Here is a 14,979-nt window from a genome sequence, read left to right on the forward strand (position 1 = left end):
CTCGGCGGCGCGGTGATCGTGGCTGGTGTGGCGGTGGTGGTGAGCACCGAGCGTCCGCGCGGGTCGGCGGCCGTCGCGGTCAGGGACAGCGGAAGTAGCGCCGCCTCCGCCGCTCCTCGACCGTCAGCCGCCAGGCTCGGAGCAGCCGCTTGGCGCGCTGCACGCGTGGACATGTTCCGTCAGGACGGCAGTGCGGGCAGCGCTTGCGAGTGTGAAGGTCCACCATGAAGCCGGCGGCCATGACAAGGAATGGCGGCTCAGGTTCCCTGATGCTAGTCACCTGCGCATGATAGATGACTAGTCCCTATGACTACTAGGCGTGCGTCAAGCTGATACGTGACTAGTTGTCGGACACCTAGCGTCCGAGACATGTCCAAGAAGCTGCGACTGGTCGGCTCGGCGGAGATCCGCGTGCTCCTGGGCGGTGTGTCGCGGCAGCGGGCATACCAGATCACCAGTCGCCGGGACTTCCCCGAGCCCGTTGCCATGCTCCAGATGGGCAACGTCTGGCTCGCCGAGGACGTCGAGAAGTGGATCGCCGAGAAGCGGCCCGAAATGGACTAAGCCCCGCCCTGCCGATCATGGACAGGTCCCCGAGGCTGCAGCGTCGGCCCTAGGATCGCGATGATGCAGGAGGTTGGGCTGACGGTTCGGCCAGCGGGCCTGGCGGATGTTCCTTCATTGGTGGAGTTGCGCCTGGCCAACGCCGAGGCGCACCTCGCTCTCGACCCTGACGTCTACCGCGTTCCGCGGCGTGAGGCGGTGGTCCGCCACTTCACGGCCATGCTGGGCGACGAGGCGGGGCGGGACGCGGTTCTCGTCGCCGAGGCTCCTGATGGCCGGGTGGTCGGGATGATCGAGGTGCTGCGGCAGTCCGATCCGCCGGAGCATCAGATCCTGCGTCCTGAGCCTTCGGCGCAGGTGCACACGGTTGTGCTGCCCGACGCGAGGGGGCTAGGGGTGGGAGCAGCGTTGCTGAAGGCGGCCGAACGGTGGGCAACCGATCGAGGGATCACGTACCTGTCGGCCGGCATCCACCACCGCAACGTCGGTGCGGTGCGCTTCTACGGTCGGCACGGCTTCACCGACGCCGGTTTCTCCCTCGGCAGGCGTTTGGGTTTGCGGTGATGACTCGTACGCCCAGCCGCGCGTTGTCTGCGGAAGATCAGCGCGATCCCCGGTGTAACAACTGCGCCGCGTCGCGGAGGAAACGATCTTCCGCCGCGGCAGCGGACGGCGACACGTCCCGCAGGGTCGGGAAGTTGTGGACCAGTCCGGGCTCACGTCGATGCACCACCGGCACGCCGGCGGCCCGCAGACGCACGGCGTAGGCGTCACCCTCATCGCGCAGAGGATCGTGTTCGGCGGTCACGACGACGGCCGGCGGCAGACCTCGCAGGTCCGCGACGAGCGGATTGGTCAACGGCGAGTCGCGGATGCCGGGATCGGGCAGCCACATCGCCACCCATCGACGAAGGGCATCGGCGTCGAGCAGCCAGCCTCGACCCTTGTCCTCCACGCTGGGGCAGCGGAGCGTGGGATCGGTGTTCGGGCAGACCAGCAGCTGCGCCAGCAAGGGGACCTCGCCGCGCAGCCGCAGCGCCGTCAGGATCGCGATGAGACCGCCCGCCGAGTCCCCGGCCACCGCAACCGGTGTCCCGCCGTCCGCCACCCGCCTGACCACCTCCACCGCGTCGTCGACCGCCGCGGGCCAGGGATGTTCCGGCGCACGTCGATAGTCGACCGCGACCACCGACGCCGCCGTGGCCACTGCGAGCCGCCGCACCTGCGCGTCGTGCGTGTCGAGATCACCGAGCACGAACCCGCCGCCGTGCAGGTAGACGACCACGATGCCCGCGTCCCGCTCGTACACCCGTACCGGGACACCCGCCATCGTCGTGTCGACGGTCGGGACCTCCGGTCCCGGCGTACGCGCCGCGGCGCGTTGGCGCGCTGCCTGACGCGACACCGCCACGTCCGTTTCGCCGGCCGGGGGCTGAGCCCTCGCTGTCTGCAACAGGGCGGCCAAGTGTTCGTCAGCGATCCAGTCCTCCGGCACGCACTCATGCTAGAAGGTCGGCCGGCCTCGGCTCACCGGCATATCCGCGCACCGACGGCCCTCCGCCATGGATGCCGCTGTGGAATGATTCCGCGAATGGCCAGCTATGACGTGGCGCTTGTCCTGCTCGTCGACCCCTCCGGCGCCGTTCTGCTGCAGCATCGTGACGAGCACGCGCCCGTCTCGCCGAACCAGTGGAGCCTGCCCGGCGGCCACCTCGAACCCGGTGAGACGCCGGAGCAGGCCGCCCGCCGGGAACTGCTGGAGGGGACCGGCCTGACCGTGGGCGAGCTGCACCCCCTGTGGACCGGCCCGCGCCCGTACGAGGAGGGCTTCCCGCACACGGTGACAATCCACGTCTTCCGCGGCGCCACCGACGCAACTCAGGAGGACGTGGTGCTCGGCGAGGGCCGGGCGATGGTCTTCGTCCCCCGTGACGAGGTGCTCGACCGGGAGCTGGCCGTCTCCTCGGCGCTGGTCCTACCGCTTCACCTCGGTCGGCCCGACGGTTCGACCGGCATGATCGTCCGGTCCTGATCTTCCGTTCGGGCTGGTCGCGACCGGGCGGATCGGACAGACTCGCGGGCACCGGGCGCGACGAGGTTCGAGGAGACGCGGTGCGGGTGCTTCTGGTGGAAGACGACCTGCGAGTCGCGTCCGCGCTCGCCGCCGCACTGCGGCGCCGGGGCAACTCGGTGATCACGGCCACGACCGCGTCGGAGGCGGCCGAGGCCGGGCCGGTCGATCTCCTGCTGCTCGACCTCAACCTGCCGGACCGGGACGGCCTGGCGCTGTGCCGGGAGATCCGCCGGCACAACGAGGACATCGCGATCATCGCGGTGACCGCCCGCTCCGACGAGCGGGACCGGGTGGCGGGGTTGCGGGCCGGCGCCGACGACTACGTGGTGAAGCCGTTCTCGATGGCGGAGCTCCAGGCCCGGATCGAGGCGGTGATGCGCCGCGCCGCCCGGGCCTCCCGGGCCGAGGCGGCGCTGGAGGTCGGCGACCTGCGCCTGGACCTCAACGCCCGGCGGGTCTGGCTCGCCGGCCGGGAGGTGGCCCTGACCCGCAAGGAGTTCGCGCTGCTGATGGCGCTGGCCCGGCAGGCCGGGACGGTGGTGCCCCGGGAGCGCCTGCTGATGGACGTCTGGCAGACCACCTGGGGCGGCGGCCACACCCTCGACGTCCACGTCGCGGCACTGCGGGGCAAGCTCGACGACGCCGGCCTGGTGGAGACCGTACGCGGGGTGGGCTACCGGCTCCGGCCCGGGTGACCCGCCGATCCTCAGATCCATCTCAAGAAATCGCCCGCCGTCGACCGTGGACGGGGTGGCTGGCGTGTGCTGTCCGCACCGAGTCATCCCACCTGTTCTGGAGCTTCCATGAGAGACAGACGGACGACGGCCCTCCTCGCCGCCCTGCTCGCCGCCGCCCTGGCGGCGTTCACCGGGCCGATGCCCGCGCAGGCCGACCCGGCCGAGCCGAGCCAGGTCCAGGGCCTGACGGTCGTGCAGGGCGACGGCTACGCCACCCTGGCCTGGACGCCGGTCGACGGCGCCACCGACTACCAGATCGAGCGCACCCCGGTCGCCGCCGACGACACGGCGACCGGACCGGCGGTGATCACCGGGGTCTGGCGGCCGAACCGCCAGATCCACAACTCCTCGCCCACCTTCGCCGACGCCGGGTTCAACCCGGGCGCCCGGTTCCAGTGGCGGGTCCGCGCCCGCGTCGGCACCACCGCCGAGCCGTACTCGGCGCCGGTCTCCGGCACCACCAGGGCCCCGTGGGGCGACCCCGCCGTGCCGGGTGAGAACCTCCGGACCCAGTGGGAGACCACCCTCGCGGCGCAGTACACCAGCGACGTCAACGAGTACGCGTACACCGCGGCGGTCGACGAGTTGAGCGACCGCGTCCGGGTGACCGAGATCGGCCGGACCGCGCTGGGCCGCCCGATCAACATGTTCGTCATCGGCTACCCCACCCCGCCGGCCACCCCGGCGGCGGTGGCGGCGACCTCGCCGCTGATGATCAACTGCAACGTGCACGGCAACGAGCCCGGTGACCGGGAAGCCTGCCTGATCATGGCGCGCCAACTGGCCTTCAGCGACGACCCGCGGACGCTGGACCTGCTGTCGCACACCACCGTGCTGATCGTGCCCACCATCAACGGGGACGGCCGGGCGGCCAACACCCGGGGCAACTCCACCGGCCAGGACCTCAACCGGGACTACTCGCTGGTCCGCCAGCCGGAGACCTTCGCGCTGGTGCGGATGCTGCGCGACTACCGCCCGGTGGCCGGCTACGACGGGCACGAGTTCGGCAACTCCAGCGCCGGCGACCTGCCGATGCTGCCGCCGCGGCACCAGAACGTCGCCCAGCCGATCTTCGACGAGTCGCAGCACATGATCGAGGGCCACATGTACACCGAGGGCGCGAAGGACGGCTGGTGGCCCTGCCCGTACGGGTGCAACGGCGGCGGGAACGTGGGGCTCGGCGAGGAGACCATCCTGCGCAACACCCTGGGGCTCAAGAACGTGGTGAACTCCCTGCTGGAGCTGCGCAGCGCCGGCGGCACCACCCGGCCGGACGAGGGCAACACGGCGAACAACCGGCGGCGCAAGGCCTACTCGGCGCTCTGGACGTTCCAGCAGTTCCTCGACTACCACCGGGCCAACCTCAAGGAGATCACCTCGGCGCGGGCCGACGCGATCACCTTCCAGGTGTCGAACACCGGGCGGATCGTCTTCCGCGGCTCCCGGCCGATCGCGGCGTACCCGGCGCCGCACCCGGGCGAAGCCCCGCCGCCGCTGGACGCCCCGCGCGACGACCAGATCCTCACCGAGGCGCCGTGCGCCTACCGGCTCACCGAGGAGCAGTACCACGGGGAGCGCACCGACGGCCCGGCCGGCCAGCGGACCACCGTGGCGCAGCGGCTCGCCGCGCACGGCTGGAAGGTGGTCAAGGCCGCCGACGGGTACGTGGTGCCGCTGGCCCAGCCCGAGCGAGGGCTGATCCCGCTGCTCCTCGACGGGCAGGCGGTGGAGAAGCTGGTCGCCGCCGAGCGGGTGTACCCGACGGTGACCGGCCCGCGCGACGGTCCGCTGGTGGTCTCCGGCGTCACCTGCCTGCGGGACGCCACGGTGACCGGCCCGGTCCGGGTCCGGCCCGGCGGCACGCTGGTCGCCACCGGCTCGTCGATCACCGGCCCGGTGGACGCCACCGGCGCCGCCGGCGTCTTCCTGACCGACAGCACGGTCACCGGCCCGGTCCGGATCGCGCAGGGCACCGGGCCCGTGGTGGTCGTCGACGCCACGGTCGAGGGTCCGGTCGACGTGTCCGGCAACCAGGGCGACGCGCCGCTGCTGGCAGCCAACACGGTCACCGGCCCGCTGCGCTGCGACGGCAACACCCAGGCACCGGTCAACCTCGGGCTGAGCAACTCTGCGCAGGGCCCGAAGAGCGGCCAGTGCGCGAGCCTCTGACCCGTTGATCGTCGTACCGGCAGGTCCGGCCTTCCGGGCCTGCCGGTACGACCTGACCCGACCGGAGAACGCCGTGGAACGCCCCGTCATCCCCCCGCGATCCCGATCTCTCCCCCGGCTCCGGTGGCCGGCCCGCCGGCGACGGACCGCTGCGCTCGCCGCGGTCGCGCTGTCCCTGGTGCTCACCGGCACGGGCTGCTCCGGCGCCGGCACCGCCTCGCCGGCCGCGGCCGGCGCCGCCGCGCCGGAGGCGGCGCCCGTCGTGAGCGGCCCGCTGTGCGATCTGCTGCCCTCCGGCAGCGACCCGGGCAACCCGGCCGCCCTCACCGGTCAGCCGGCCGAGGCGGCCCTGCAGTGGCTGCCCGTCCTCACCACGTTCGAGGCGGCGGTGCGGGCGTCCGGCATGTCCGCCGACCTGCACGGCGGCTCGGGGTTGACCATCCTGGCCCCGACCGACGACGCGTTCGCCGCAAAGTTCTCCGAGGACAACCTGGACCACCTGTTACTGGCCGACCGGGACAAGCTCCGCGGCCTGCTCCGCGAACACCTCGTCGCCGGGTCGCTGTCCCTGGCCGACCTGGTGGCCGCCGGCAAGGTCACCACGCTCGCCGGCACCACGGTGACGGTCACCGGGGGCGGGGGGAGCGCCCGCCTGGCCGACCAGGCCGACACCGTGTGCGCCGACTACCAGGTCGCCAACGCGCGGATCCACATCATCAACCACGTGCTCGGCAGCCTGCCCACCACCGGCGGCGAGGGCGGGCACCGCGCCCACTGACCGCACGAGCTGAGTCTTGACCCGGGAAACCGCCGGTCATACGTTCCGATCGATCTCGCTAGATCTCCCGCCGAGTGAAACGAGGCCTCCTGATGCGCCTGTCGAAGCGTCCGCACAGGGCGATCCGCACGAGAAGAACGGCCGGCGTCGCCGCGCTGCTCCTGCTGGCCGGTCTGACGCCGTTGCTCGGAGGCGCCCCGGCCGGCGCCGTCCCCACGCCCCCCAACTGCAGCAACGACCCTGCCGCCCGGCTGTCCACCGTGCCCAGCCCCGAGTCCGCGCTGGGCTTCCCGCTCGGCACCGGCCAGGAGCGGGCCGTCACCAACGACGAGGTCCGTAGCTACCTGAACGCCGTCGACGCCGCCTCCGACCGCGTAGTCACCGGCGTCATGGCGACGAGCGTGCTCGGCCAGCCGCTGCCGTACGCCATCGTGTCGAACGAGCGGCACGTCCGGCGGGGCGCGCTGCAGCAGATCGCCGACGACATCCGCGATCTGCGGGATCCGCGCCGGACCACGGCGAAGAAGGCCGCCGAGACCGCGACCGACCGCCCGGCCATCGTCTGGGTGGCCGCGAACGTGCACGGCGGGGAGAAGAGCGGCACGGACGCGGCGCTCAAGACCCTGTACGAGCTGGCATCCGGTCTGTCCTGCGCGGTCGCGGAACGGAACGACAATCTGGTGACCGTCATCGTGCCCACCCAGAACCCCGACGGCCGCGACGCCAGCCGCCGGCAGAACGAGTACGGCTTCGACATGAACCGGGACTGGTTCGCCCGGACCCAGCAGGAGACCGACGGCAAGATCGAACTCCTGCGGCAGTACCCGCCGCAGGTCTTCGTCGACGCGCACGAGATGACCGGCCAGAAGTACTTCTTCCCGCCCAACGCCGACCCGATCCACCACGAGATCGCCAGCGAGAACGTCGACTGGATCAACCGGATCGGCGAGGCCAACAAGGCCGGCTTCGGCTTCAACGGCGCCTGCGGCGGCGCGGTCACCACGGAGTGCTACTTCAACTACTCGACGTACGACCTGTTCTTCATGGGCTACGGCGACTCGGTCCCGGCCGCCGGCTTCGGCGCCGCCGGCATGACCTTCGAAAAGGGCAGCGCGTCGGCGGTGGCCGACCGGGTCCAGCAGCAGTTCCACACCCAGTGGTCCACCCTCGGCTGGGCCGCCGCGAACAAGCACGAGGTGCTGACCAGCTACTTCAAGATCTGGACGGACGCGCTCGCCGAGGGCAGGGCCGGGACGCTGGAGCCGAACGAGGTGGTCCAGCCGACCAACAGCGTCCAGTTCCCGGTGCCGGACGTCAAGATCCGCTCGTACTTCCTGCTCCCCGACCGGCAGCTCGGCGACGTGCGCCAGCTGGTCGAGCGGCTGCGCCGGATGGACGTCGAGGTCTACGAGGTGACCAAGCCGACGAAGGTGCCCACCGCCCGGGTCTTCGGCGGGCGCACCGCGACCGACGTCACGGTGCCGGTGGGCGCGTACTGGATCCCGATGGACCAGCCGCAGAAGCACTGGATCCAGGCGATCATGGGCGAGGACCCCTACGTCCCGTTCCCCTACTTCTACGACGTGTCGTCCTGGAGCAACCCGCTGCTCATGGGCGTGGACACCATCTACACGGGTGACGACGTCCGGCCGCAGGCCCGACTGGTCCGGCAGATCACCGGCGGCAGGGCCTCGGCGGCCGGGGCGAAGGGGTCGTACGCGTACCCACTGGACTCGGCGGCGGCGGCCGAACTCACCTTCCGGCTGCTCGGCCAGGGCGTGCCGCTCGTCCGTGACCTCGACACCAGCGTGGTGGGCTTCCCCGCGAAGAGCCTGACCCAGGAGATCGACCGGCTGGCCCGGTCGCTCGGGGTGACCCTGAGCCCGAGCGGCGCGGCGGCCGGCGGGAGCCCCCTGGACCTGCCGGATGTCGGGCTGTTCCAGGGCACCGGCATCTCCACCACCTCCGGCTCGCACGGCGAGGCCCGGTACGTGCTCGGCAAGCGGTGGGGGCTCGACCTCAAGCCGGTGACCACCGCCGACATCAACGACAACACCCCGGCGTTCACCGAGCGCACCGTGCTGCTCGTGCCGGACGGCAGCAGCTCGACCGGCGGGCTCACCGCCGCCGGGCAGGCCAACCTGCGGAGCTGGATCGCCCAGGGCCACACCTATCTCGGCCTGCGCAACGAGGGCACCCGGATGGCCCGGGCCGCCGGCCTCACCTCCACCACCGAGAAGACGAAGCCGGCGGACTACCGGATGATCGGTTCGCACCTGCGGGTCGACGTCGACGGCAGCAGCCCGGTCGCACTCGGCCGCCCGGCGGAGGACTTCGAGTTCAACAACAGCGACTCGATTCTGAACCCGAGCAGCACCGGCACCAACGTCCTCAGCTACCCGTCCGACGACACCTTCTGGGCGAACGGCTACACGGTGCGCAGCGACGTGTTGAAGGGCACGGTCGCGCTGGTGGACGAGCCCACCGGCGCCGGTCGGGCCGTGCTGTTCGCGTTCAACCCGCTCTTCCGGGCGTACAACGAGAACGGGCTGCACCTGGTGGCCAACGCCCTGCTCTATCCGTCGGGTCCGGCGGCGGACCGTGGCACCGCGCGGCGTACGACCGGTGTCGACCCCGCCCGGGCGGCTGCGGCGGCCCAGCCGGTGGCGGACGACCTGGGCGGCGAGTGGCGCCCGATCACCGTCGAGGTGGCGGCCGGTGACCGCGGTCGTGCCGAAGCGGTCGTCGCCCGGTACACCGACACCGCCCGGGTCTCCGTGGCGGGAGGGTCGGCCTACCTGGTGATCCCGAATCCGGCCGGCCTGCAGGCCGACGAGCACCCGTTCCTGCGTGACCTGGTGGGCGCCCTCCGGGACGCGCAGATCCCGCTCCGTTCCCTGGTGGGCTGACGCACCGTCCCGTACCGACACGAAGGCCGCCGACCCGCACGGGGTCGGCGGCCTTCGCCGTCAGGACCGGGTTCAGCGCTCCGTGGCGGGGACGTAGTCCCGCTCGGCGTAGCCGGTGTAGATCTGCCGCGGGCGGCCGATCTTGGTCTCCGGGTCGTTGATCATCTCGCGCCACTGGGCGATCCAACCGGGGAGCCGGCCCAGGGCGAAGAGCACCGTGAACATCTTGGTCGGGAAGCCCATGGCCTTGTAGATCAGGCCGGTGTAGAAGTCCACGTTCGGGTAGAGCCGGCGGGAGACGAAGAAGTCGTCGGCGAGGGCGATCTCCTCCAGCTGCACCGCGAGGTCGAGCAGCGGGTCCGGCTTGGACATCCGGCCGAGCACATCCTGGGCTGCCTTCTTCACGATGGCGGCCCGCGGGTCGTAGTTCTTGTAGACCCGGTGGCCGAAGCCCATCAGCTTCACGCCGTCCTGCTTGTCCTTGACCTTCTGCACGAAGGACCGGACGTCGCCGCCGTCGGCCTGGATCTTCTGGAGCATCTCCAGCACGGCCTGGTTGGCGCCGCCGTGCAGCGGGCCGAAGAGCGCGTTCACGCCGGCCGAGACCGAGGCGAACAGGTTGGCGTTGCTGGAGCCGACCAGCCGCACGGTCGAGGTGGAGCAGTTCTGCTCGTGGTCGGCGTGCAGGACGAAGAGCATGTCCAGCACGCGGGCCATCACCGGGTCGACCTCGTACGGCTCGGCCGGCACGCCGAAGGTCATCCGCAGGAAGTTCTCGACGTAGCCCAGCGAGTTGTCCGGGTAGAGCAGCGGCTGGCCGATCGACTTCTTGTACGCGTAGGAGGCGATGGTGGGGACCTTCGCCATCAGCCGCACCGTGGACATCTCCACGTGGTCGGAGTCGAACGGGTCCAGGCTGTCCTGGTAGAAGGTCGAGATGGCGCTCACGGCCGAGGAGAGCACGGCCATCGGGTGCGCGTCGCGCGGGAAGCCGTCGAAGAAGCGGCGCATCTCCTCGTGCAGCAGCGAGTGCCGGCGGATCCGCTCGCTGAACTCGGTCAGCTGCGTCTGGGTCGGCAGCTCGCCGTAGATCAGCAGGTACGAGACCTCCAGGAAGGAGGACTTCTCGGCCAGCTGCTCGATCGGGTAGCCGCGGTACCGCAGGATGCCCGCGTCACCGTCGATGTAGGTGATCGCGGACGAGCAGGACGCGGTGTTCACGAAACCGGGGTCGTACGTCGTCATCCCGGTTTCCTTCAGCAGCTTGCCCACCCCGATTCCGGCGGGGCCCTCGACCGCGGGCTGCACCGGCATCGACAGCTGCCCACCGGGGTGGTCGAGCTTGACTTCCGTCATCTGTTCCTCGCTTCGCCGGCAAGATCTTCGTTGAATTGCCTTCGCTTTTACCGTAATCACGGTGGGGAGGACACCGCTCGCGATGGTTCCGTGGTGAGGTATGCGTCACCCGATTCCCGACTTGCCGGCTCGGAAACCCTGTGGAAGCGCGACCACCCCGGGCTGGGAAGGCTACCCGCCGTCGCTGTGGATGATCACGAGAGGGTGAGCCGGCGCAGCGCACCGTCGGCATCCACGCGGTAGAGGTCGAGGCGGTTGGCGCCGGCGGCGAAGAGCCGGTCGTCCGGGAGCAGGGCGGCGAACCGCCGGCCGCCGTGGTCCGGCGGGACCACCGGCACGACGGCGCCGACCGTGCCGTTGACCGCGACCGCGAGACGCGTCCCGTCCGGCACCGAGGCGGGCACCGTCCCCCAGACCAGCGCGGGCAACTGCCCGTGCGCCGGGTCGACGTCGCGGAACGCGGCGAGGTCGCCCACGGTGGCCGTACCGCCGGGCGGCTTGTCCCCGACCCGGGTGCCGACCAGCGGGTCGGGGGCGGGCGCCGCGGGCGGGGCCGGAACCCCGCCGGTGATCGGCACCGGCTGGCCGGGCCGGTCGTAGAAGCGCTTGTCGGCGTGCCCGCGCGGGGCCTGCTTCGCCGAGCGGCCGTCCATCCGCCAGGGGATCCGCACGTGCGTCTCGTCGGCGATCGTCGGCAGCAGGTCCACGTGCTCCCAGTTCCGGTCGTCGACCCGGCCGGCCCGCTGGCCGGGTTCCTTGACGAACATCGGCACCCAGGCCACCTGGTCGGCCGCGTGGTTGATGGCGTCCATCCCCCGGCCCTGCCAGTCCTTCCGGAAGCTCACCCCGTGGTCGGCGGTGACCAGCACCAGCGCCTTGTCGTAGAGGCCGCTGGCCCGCAGGGTACGCAGCGTCTCGCCGATCAGCCGGTCGGTGTAGCCGAGCTGGGCGAGGTGCCGGGCCCGGGCCAGGTCCACCCACCCGGTCCCGTCGTTGGGCAGGTCCTCCGGGGCGGCGTAGTGCGCCCCGGAGGGCAGGTACGCCCATGGCGAGTGCGGCATCAGCAGGTGCAGGAAGTGCAGGGTGGGCCGGGCGGCCGGGCGCAGCCCGGCGAGGAAGGCGGTGAACCGGGCCGGCTGGTTGTCGTCGAGGGTGTCCCAGCGGAACTTCGGGTCGGCCGGCACCGGCTCGGCCGCGTCCAGCCCCGCCTCGGCCCGGGTCTGCTCCCGGTAGGAGTCCTCCGGGTCGATCCGGCTGTCCACCGGGGCGGTGACCTGGCGCAGCAGCTTCCCGCTCTCCCGCACCAGCACGCCGAGCCCTTGCTCCGGGCTGACCGGCTGCTCGCACCGGCTGGGTGGGCAGAGCCGGGTGATGCTCTCCTCGGCCCTGATGTCGTACAGGCCGCCGAGGGCGGTGAACAGGTTGTCCGGGTACTGCGAGTAGTGCGGGGCGAACGGCTGGGCCGGGTAGCGCCCGGTGAGCATGGCGGGCAGCGCGTAGGGGGTCCAGCCGCTAACGCCGGTGGCGTTGCGGTACCAGGTCGAGCCGGCGGCCAGCTCGGCGAAGTGCGGATAGCGGGCGGCGTCGATCCGGCCGTCCGGGCCGAGCAGGGAGACCAGCGGCAGCTCGTCCAGGACGATCATGACCACCGGCGGGTGGGCGCCCGCGCCGGCCACCCCGGCCGCGCCGCCGTGCCCCCGGGGCAGCACCACGGCCGAGGCCGGCGAGGCGAACAGGAACAGGCCGACGAACACCAGTGGACCGACCGCGGCCACCCGCAGCACCCGGGCCGGCACCCGCCACCGCCGGTGCGCGGCCGCCGCGGCGGCGCCGGCCAAGCCCGCAACGAGCAGCAGGGGTACGCCCCGCAGCGGCGTGACGTGCCGGCCCACCTGGACCGCGAGGGCGGCCAGCAGCAGCCCCACGACCAGCGTGTGCACGGCGGCCCGGGCCAGCCGTCCGGCGACCAGGCCGAGCGCGCCGAGCAGGGCGAACGGCACGGTCGGCGCGATCGCGATCAGCGCCACCAGGAGCAGCACGTCGACCCGGGAGGCGCGGTGGAACAGGAAGAAGTCGGGGCTACGGCCGAGCACGTCCAGCAGCGGCTGGGTGACCACCAGCCCGACCAGCGCGACCACCTCCAGCAGCCGGCCCGCCTCGCCGCGCCAGCCGCCGCGGTCCCGGGGCCGGTCCGGGGTCGCCGCCGGGGCCCGCGGAGGCGCGAGGGTGCCCTCAGCCACCCACCACCACCTGGTAGAGGGTGCGGGTGCCGGACGGCAGTTCGGTCCGGCCGACGACCCGCCCGCGCGCCGCGAGCAGCGACTCGAACACCTCCCGGCGGTAGTCCGGGAAGAGCCCGTCCGGCTTGTTGGCCAGCAGCCGGCGGGCCATCGGGTCGTCGGGGTGGACGAACTCGACCACCAGGCTGCCGCCGGTCACGGTCAGCTCGGTCAACTGGTCCAGCACCGCGGGCAGCGGCACGTTCCGGCCGATCGCCAGGTGGTGCACCACGGCCAGGGCGAGCACCACGTCGGCCCGGGCCCGGTCGGCGAAGGCGGCCCGCTCGACGCCACGCCAGCCGCCGCCGGGCGACGGGTCGGCCAGGTCCATCACCAGCGGCAGGATCCGCTCCTCCCCCTCGTCACGCAGCGCGCGGTAGAGGGCGTCGACCACGGCCGGGTCCTGCTCGACGGCGACCACGTGGTCGGCGTGCCGGGCGGCGATCCGGGCGTACCGGCCGTCGTTGGCGCCCAGGTCGAGCACCCGGCCCGGCCCGGTGACGGCCACCGCCCGGTCGACGAATGCCTCCTTGGCCTGCCGGTCCGGCACGGAGTACGCGCAGGTGCGCTGGTAGTCCGACCAGTGGCTCTCCCCCGGCCGGTGGTCCAGCCGGCGGACCAGCTTCGCCAGGCCGCGGACGGTGGCCAGGGCCAGCTCGCGGGAGTAGCCGGCGGCCCGGAGCTGGGCGCGCACGGCGCTGGTGCTGGCCTCGGCGTTGCGGGCCTGCATGGCGCCGTGCAGGTGGACGTGGGTGAGCACCCCGGCCCGCCAGCGCCGCGCCCCGCCGAAGAGGCGGCGCATCTGGTCCGGCTCGATGCCGTCGATCCGGGCCCGCAGGAAGGGCTGGAAGTCCAGCCCGAGGTGGGCCTGGACCAGCAGCGGGTAGAGCAGGGTCTGGCAGAACTGCCGGTAGCCGGCCCAGGGCTCGCCGTCGCGGGCCGCCTCGAACGAGCCCACGTCGATGAAGACCGGCCGGGCTCCCCGCCACTGCAGGTTGTAGGCGGAGCCGTCCTTGGTGGTGAAGCCGGCGGCCAGCGCGGCGCGCAGCACGTCCAGGTGCAGCAGGGCGGCGTCCCGGAGCATCCCGTACGACCACTCGTAGGGGTGCGAGACGAACGGGATCCGCTCGTGGCGCAGCACCGCGGCCCAGGGCACGTCGACCGGGGTCGGGACCAGTTCCTCGGTGCCGCAGACCTGGCCGGTGGCGAGCAGGTCGCGGAAGAAGTCGCTGACAGCGAGGGCGCGCCAGTCGCGTGCGGACCGCTCGTCCAGCCCGCGCAGCACCTCGCCCGCGCGGTGGAAGACGCGGTTGCCGGGGTCGCGGAAGGAGCCGGGCTCGGCGCGCAGGCCGGTGTCGGGGAGCGCCACGCCGGTCAGCCCTGGTCGGTGGGCTGCCGGCGGAACCGGGCCACCAGCCGTCGCCAGTAGAGCTTGGCGGCCACCGCCACGCCGGCCACCCCGCCGACCACCGCCTGCACGATCAGGCTGCCGGATCCCGCGTCCAGGTAGGCCAGGTGCGTCACGGCTGCTTCCTTCCCCTCGCCGGTCATCGGAGTCCGGGCCCGATATGAGGGCTTTGGTGGTCTACGCCGGACTTGTTCCTCACCGTACGCCTCAGTTCCCGGCCGTGCGGGCCACACCGGTCACTCGTCCCCCGTCCGATCCGTTCAAGACGGCCCGGCCCACCGGCCCCTACCGTGACGGCATGACACCGCAGTTCGATCTCATCGGGATGGTCGTCACCGACATGGGACGCACCCTGGACTTCTACCGCCGGCTCGGGCTTCCGGTCCCGCCCGGCGCCGAACGCGAGCCGCACGTGGAGATCACCCTCGACAACGGCGTCCGGCTTGCCTGGGACACGGTCGAGACGATCCGCAGCTTCGACCCCAACTACACCCCGGCGACCGGCGGCTCCCGCGCCGGCCTGGCCTTCCGCTGCGCCGACCCGGCCGAGGTGGACCGCTGGTACGGCGAGCTCACCGCCGCCGGGTACCACGGCCACCGGCCGCCGTGGGACGCCTTCTGGGGCCAGCGGTACGCCGTCCTGCACGACCCGGACGGCAACGGCGTCGACCTGTTCGCCCCGCTCAAGTCCGACTGAGCGACCGC

13 protein-coding genes are annotated in these 14,979 nt (G+C 72.3%); 8 read left to right on the forward strand and 5 right to left on the reverse strand.

All coding sequences use genetic code 11. From position 1 onward, the window contains the following. Positions 1 to 369 precede the first annotated feature (369 nt). Together AB0F68_RS32045 and AB0F68_RS32050 are read left to right on the forward strand one after the other, a co-directional pair. Positions 370 to 564 carry an AlpA family phage regulatory protein gene (locus AB0F68_RS32045; protein WP_357345050.1) on the forward strand — a complete coding sequence of 65 codons (195 nt, stop codon included), beginning with the start codon at positions 370 to 372 and terminating at the stop codon, positions 562 to 564. A gap of 60 nt (positions 565 to 624) precedes the next feature. Continuing rightward, positions 625 to 1,128, forward strand: coding sequence for a GNAT family N-acetyltransferase (locus AB0F68_RS32050; RefSeq protein ID WP_357345052.1), 504 nt, complete (start codon positions 625 to 627; stop codon positions 1,126 to 1,128). A gap of 37 nt (positions 1,129 to 1,165) precedes the next feature. On the opposite strand, the gene AB0F68_RS32055 is transcribed toward AB0F68_RS32050, so the two are convergent. Beyond that, positions 1,166 to 2,059 (reverse strand): alpha/beta hydrolase, encoded by an 894-nt coding sequence (locus AB0F68_RS32055; RefSeq protein WP_357345054.1) that lies wholly within the window; start codon positions 2,057 to 2,059, stop codon positions 1,166 to 1,168. Between the two features lie 96 nt (positions 2,060 to 2,155). On the opposite strand from AB0F68_RS32055, the gene AB0F68_RS32060 reads away from it, so the two are divergent. The 5 genes from AB0F68_RS32060 (at position 2,156) to AB0F68_RS32080 (ending at position 9,231) form a co-directional block, all read left to right on the forward strand. After that, on the forward strand, positions 2,156 to 2,596 hold the full coding sequence (locus AB0F68_RS32060) for an NUDIX domain-containing protein (RefSeq protein ID WP_357345056.1): 441 nt from the start codon (positions 2,156 to 2,158) through the stop codon (positions 2,594 to 2,596). Positions 2,597 to 2,676: 80 nt separating this feature from the next. Continuing rightward, positions 2,677 to 3,333 carry a response regulator transcription factor gene (locus tag AB0F68_RS32065; protein WP_357345058.1) on the forward strand — a complete coding sequence of 219 codons (657 nt, stop codon included), beginning with the start codon at positions 2,677 to 2,679 and terminating at the stop codon, positions 3,331 to 3,333. A gap of 108 nt (positions 3,334 to 3,441) precedes the next feature. Next, the gene (locus AB0F68_RS32070) at positions 3,442 to 5,544 is read left to right on the forward strand and encodes a M14 family metallocarboxypeptidase (protein WP_357345060.1); all 2,103 of its coding nucleotides are present in this window, start codon (positions 3,442 to 3,444) and stop codon (positions 5,542 to 5,544) included. A 4-nt stretch (positions 5,545 to 5,548) separates the two neighbouring features. Beyond that, positions 5,549 to 6,322, forward strand: a complete 774-nt coding sequence (locus tag AB0F68_RS32075) for a fasciclin domain-containing protein (protein ID WP_357345062.1) — start codon at positions 5,549 to 5,551, stop codon at positions 6,320 to 6,322. A gap of 92 nt (positions 6,323 to 6,414) precedes the next feature. Continuing rightward, on the forward strand, positions 6,415 to 9,231 hold the full coding sequence (locus AB0F68_RS32080; RefSeq protein ID WP_357345064.1) for a M14 family zinc carboxypeptidase: 2,817 nt from the start codon (positions 6,415 to 6,417) through the stop codon (positions 9,229 to 9,231). Positions 9,232 to 9,303: 72 nt separating this feature from the next. On the opposite strand, the gene AB0F68_RS32085 is transcribed toward AB0F68_RS32080, so the two are convergent. The 4 genes from AB0F68_RS32085 to AB0F68_RS32100 all read right to left on the reverse strand — a co-directional run bounded on the left by AB0F68_RS32085 (position 9,304) and on the right by AB0F68_RS32100 (position 14,390). After that, positions 9,304 to 10,587, reverse strand: a complete 1,284-nt coding sequence (locus tag AB0F68_RS32085) for a citrate synthase (RefSeq protein ID WP_357345066.1) — start codon at positions 10,585 to 10,587, stop codon at positions 9,304 to 9,306. 194 nt (positions 10,588 to 10,781) lie between these two features. Beyond that, positions 10,782 to 12,827 carry a sulfatase-like hydrolase/transferase gene (locus tag AB0F68_RS32090; RefSeq protein ID WP_357345068.1) on the reverse strand — a complete coding sequence of 682 codons (2,046 nt, stop codon included), beginning with the start codon at positions 12,825 to 12,827 and terminating at the stop codon, positions 10,782 to 10,784. After that, a complete protein-coding gene (locus AB0F68_RS32095; RefSeq protein WP_357345147.1) occupies positions 12,820 to 14,244 on the reverse strand; it encodes a class I SAM-dependent methyltransferase in 1,425 nt (474 codons plus the stop codon). The genes AB0F68_RS32090 and AB0F68_RS32095 overlap by 8 nt, the downstream gene beginning before the upstream one ends. Next, positions 14,241 to 14,390, reverse strand: a complete 150-nt coding sequence (locus tag AB0F68_RS32100; RefSeq protein ID WP_167364301.1) for a hypothetical protein — start codon at positions 14,388 to 14,390, stop codon at positions 14,241 to 14,243. The genes AB0F68_RS32095 and AB0F68_RS32100 overlap by 4 nt, the downstream gene beginning before the upstream one ends. A gap of 182 nt (positions 14,391 to 14,572) precedes the next feature. Between AB0F68_RS32100 and AB0F68_RS32105 the strand changes: the two genes are divergently transcribed. Then, positions 14,573 to 14,971 (forward strand): VOC family protein, encoded by a 399-nt coding sequence (locus tag AB0F68_RS32105; RefSeq protein WP_357345070.1) that lies wholly within the window; start codon positions 14,573 to 14,575, stop codon positions 14,969 to 14,971. The last annotated feature ends 8 nt before the right edge of the window (positions 14,972 to 14,979 follow it).

This window comes from Micromonospora sp. NPDC023966, assembly GCF_040639095.1.
In the GTDB taxonomy this organism is placed as follows: Bacteria; Actinomycetota; Actinomycetes; order Mycobacteriales; family Micromonosporaceae; genus Micromonospora.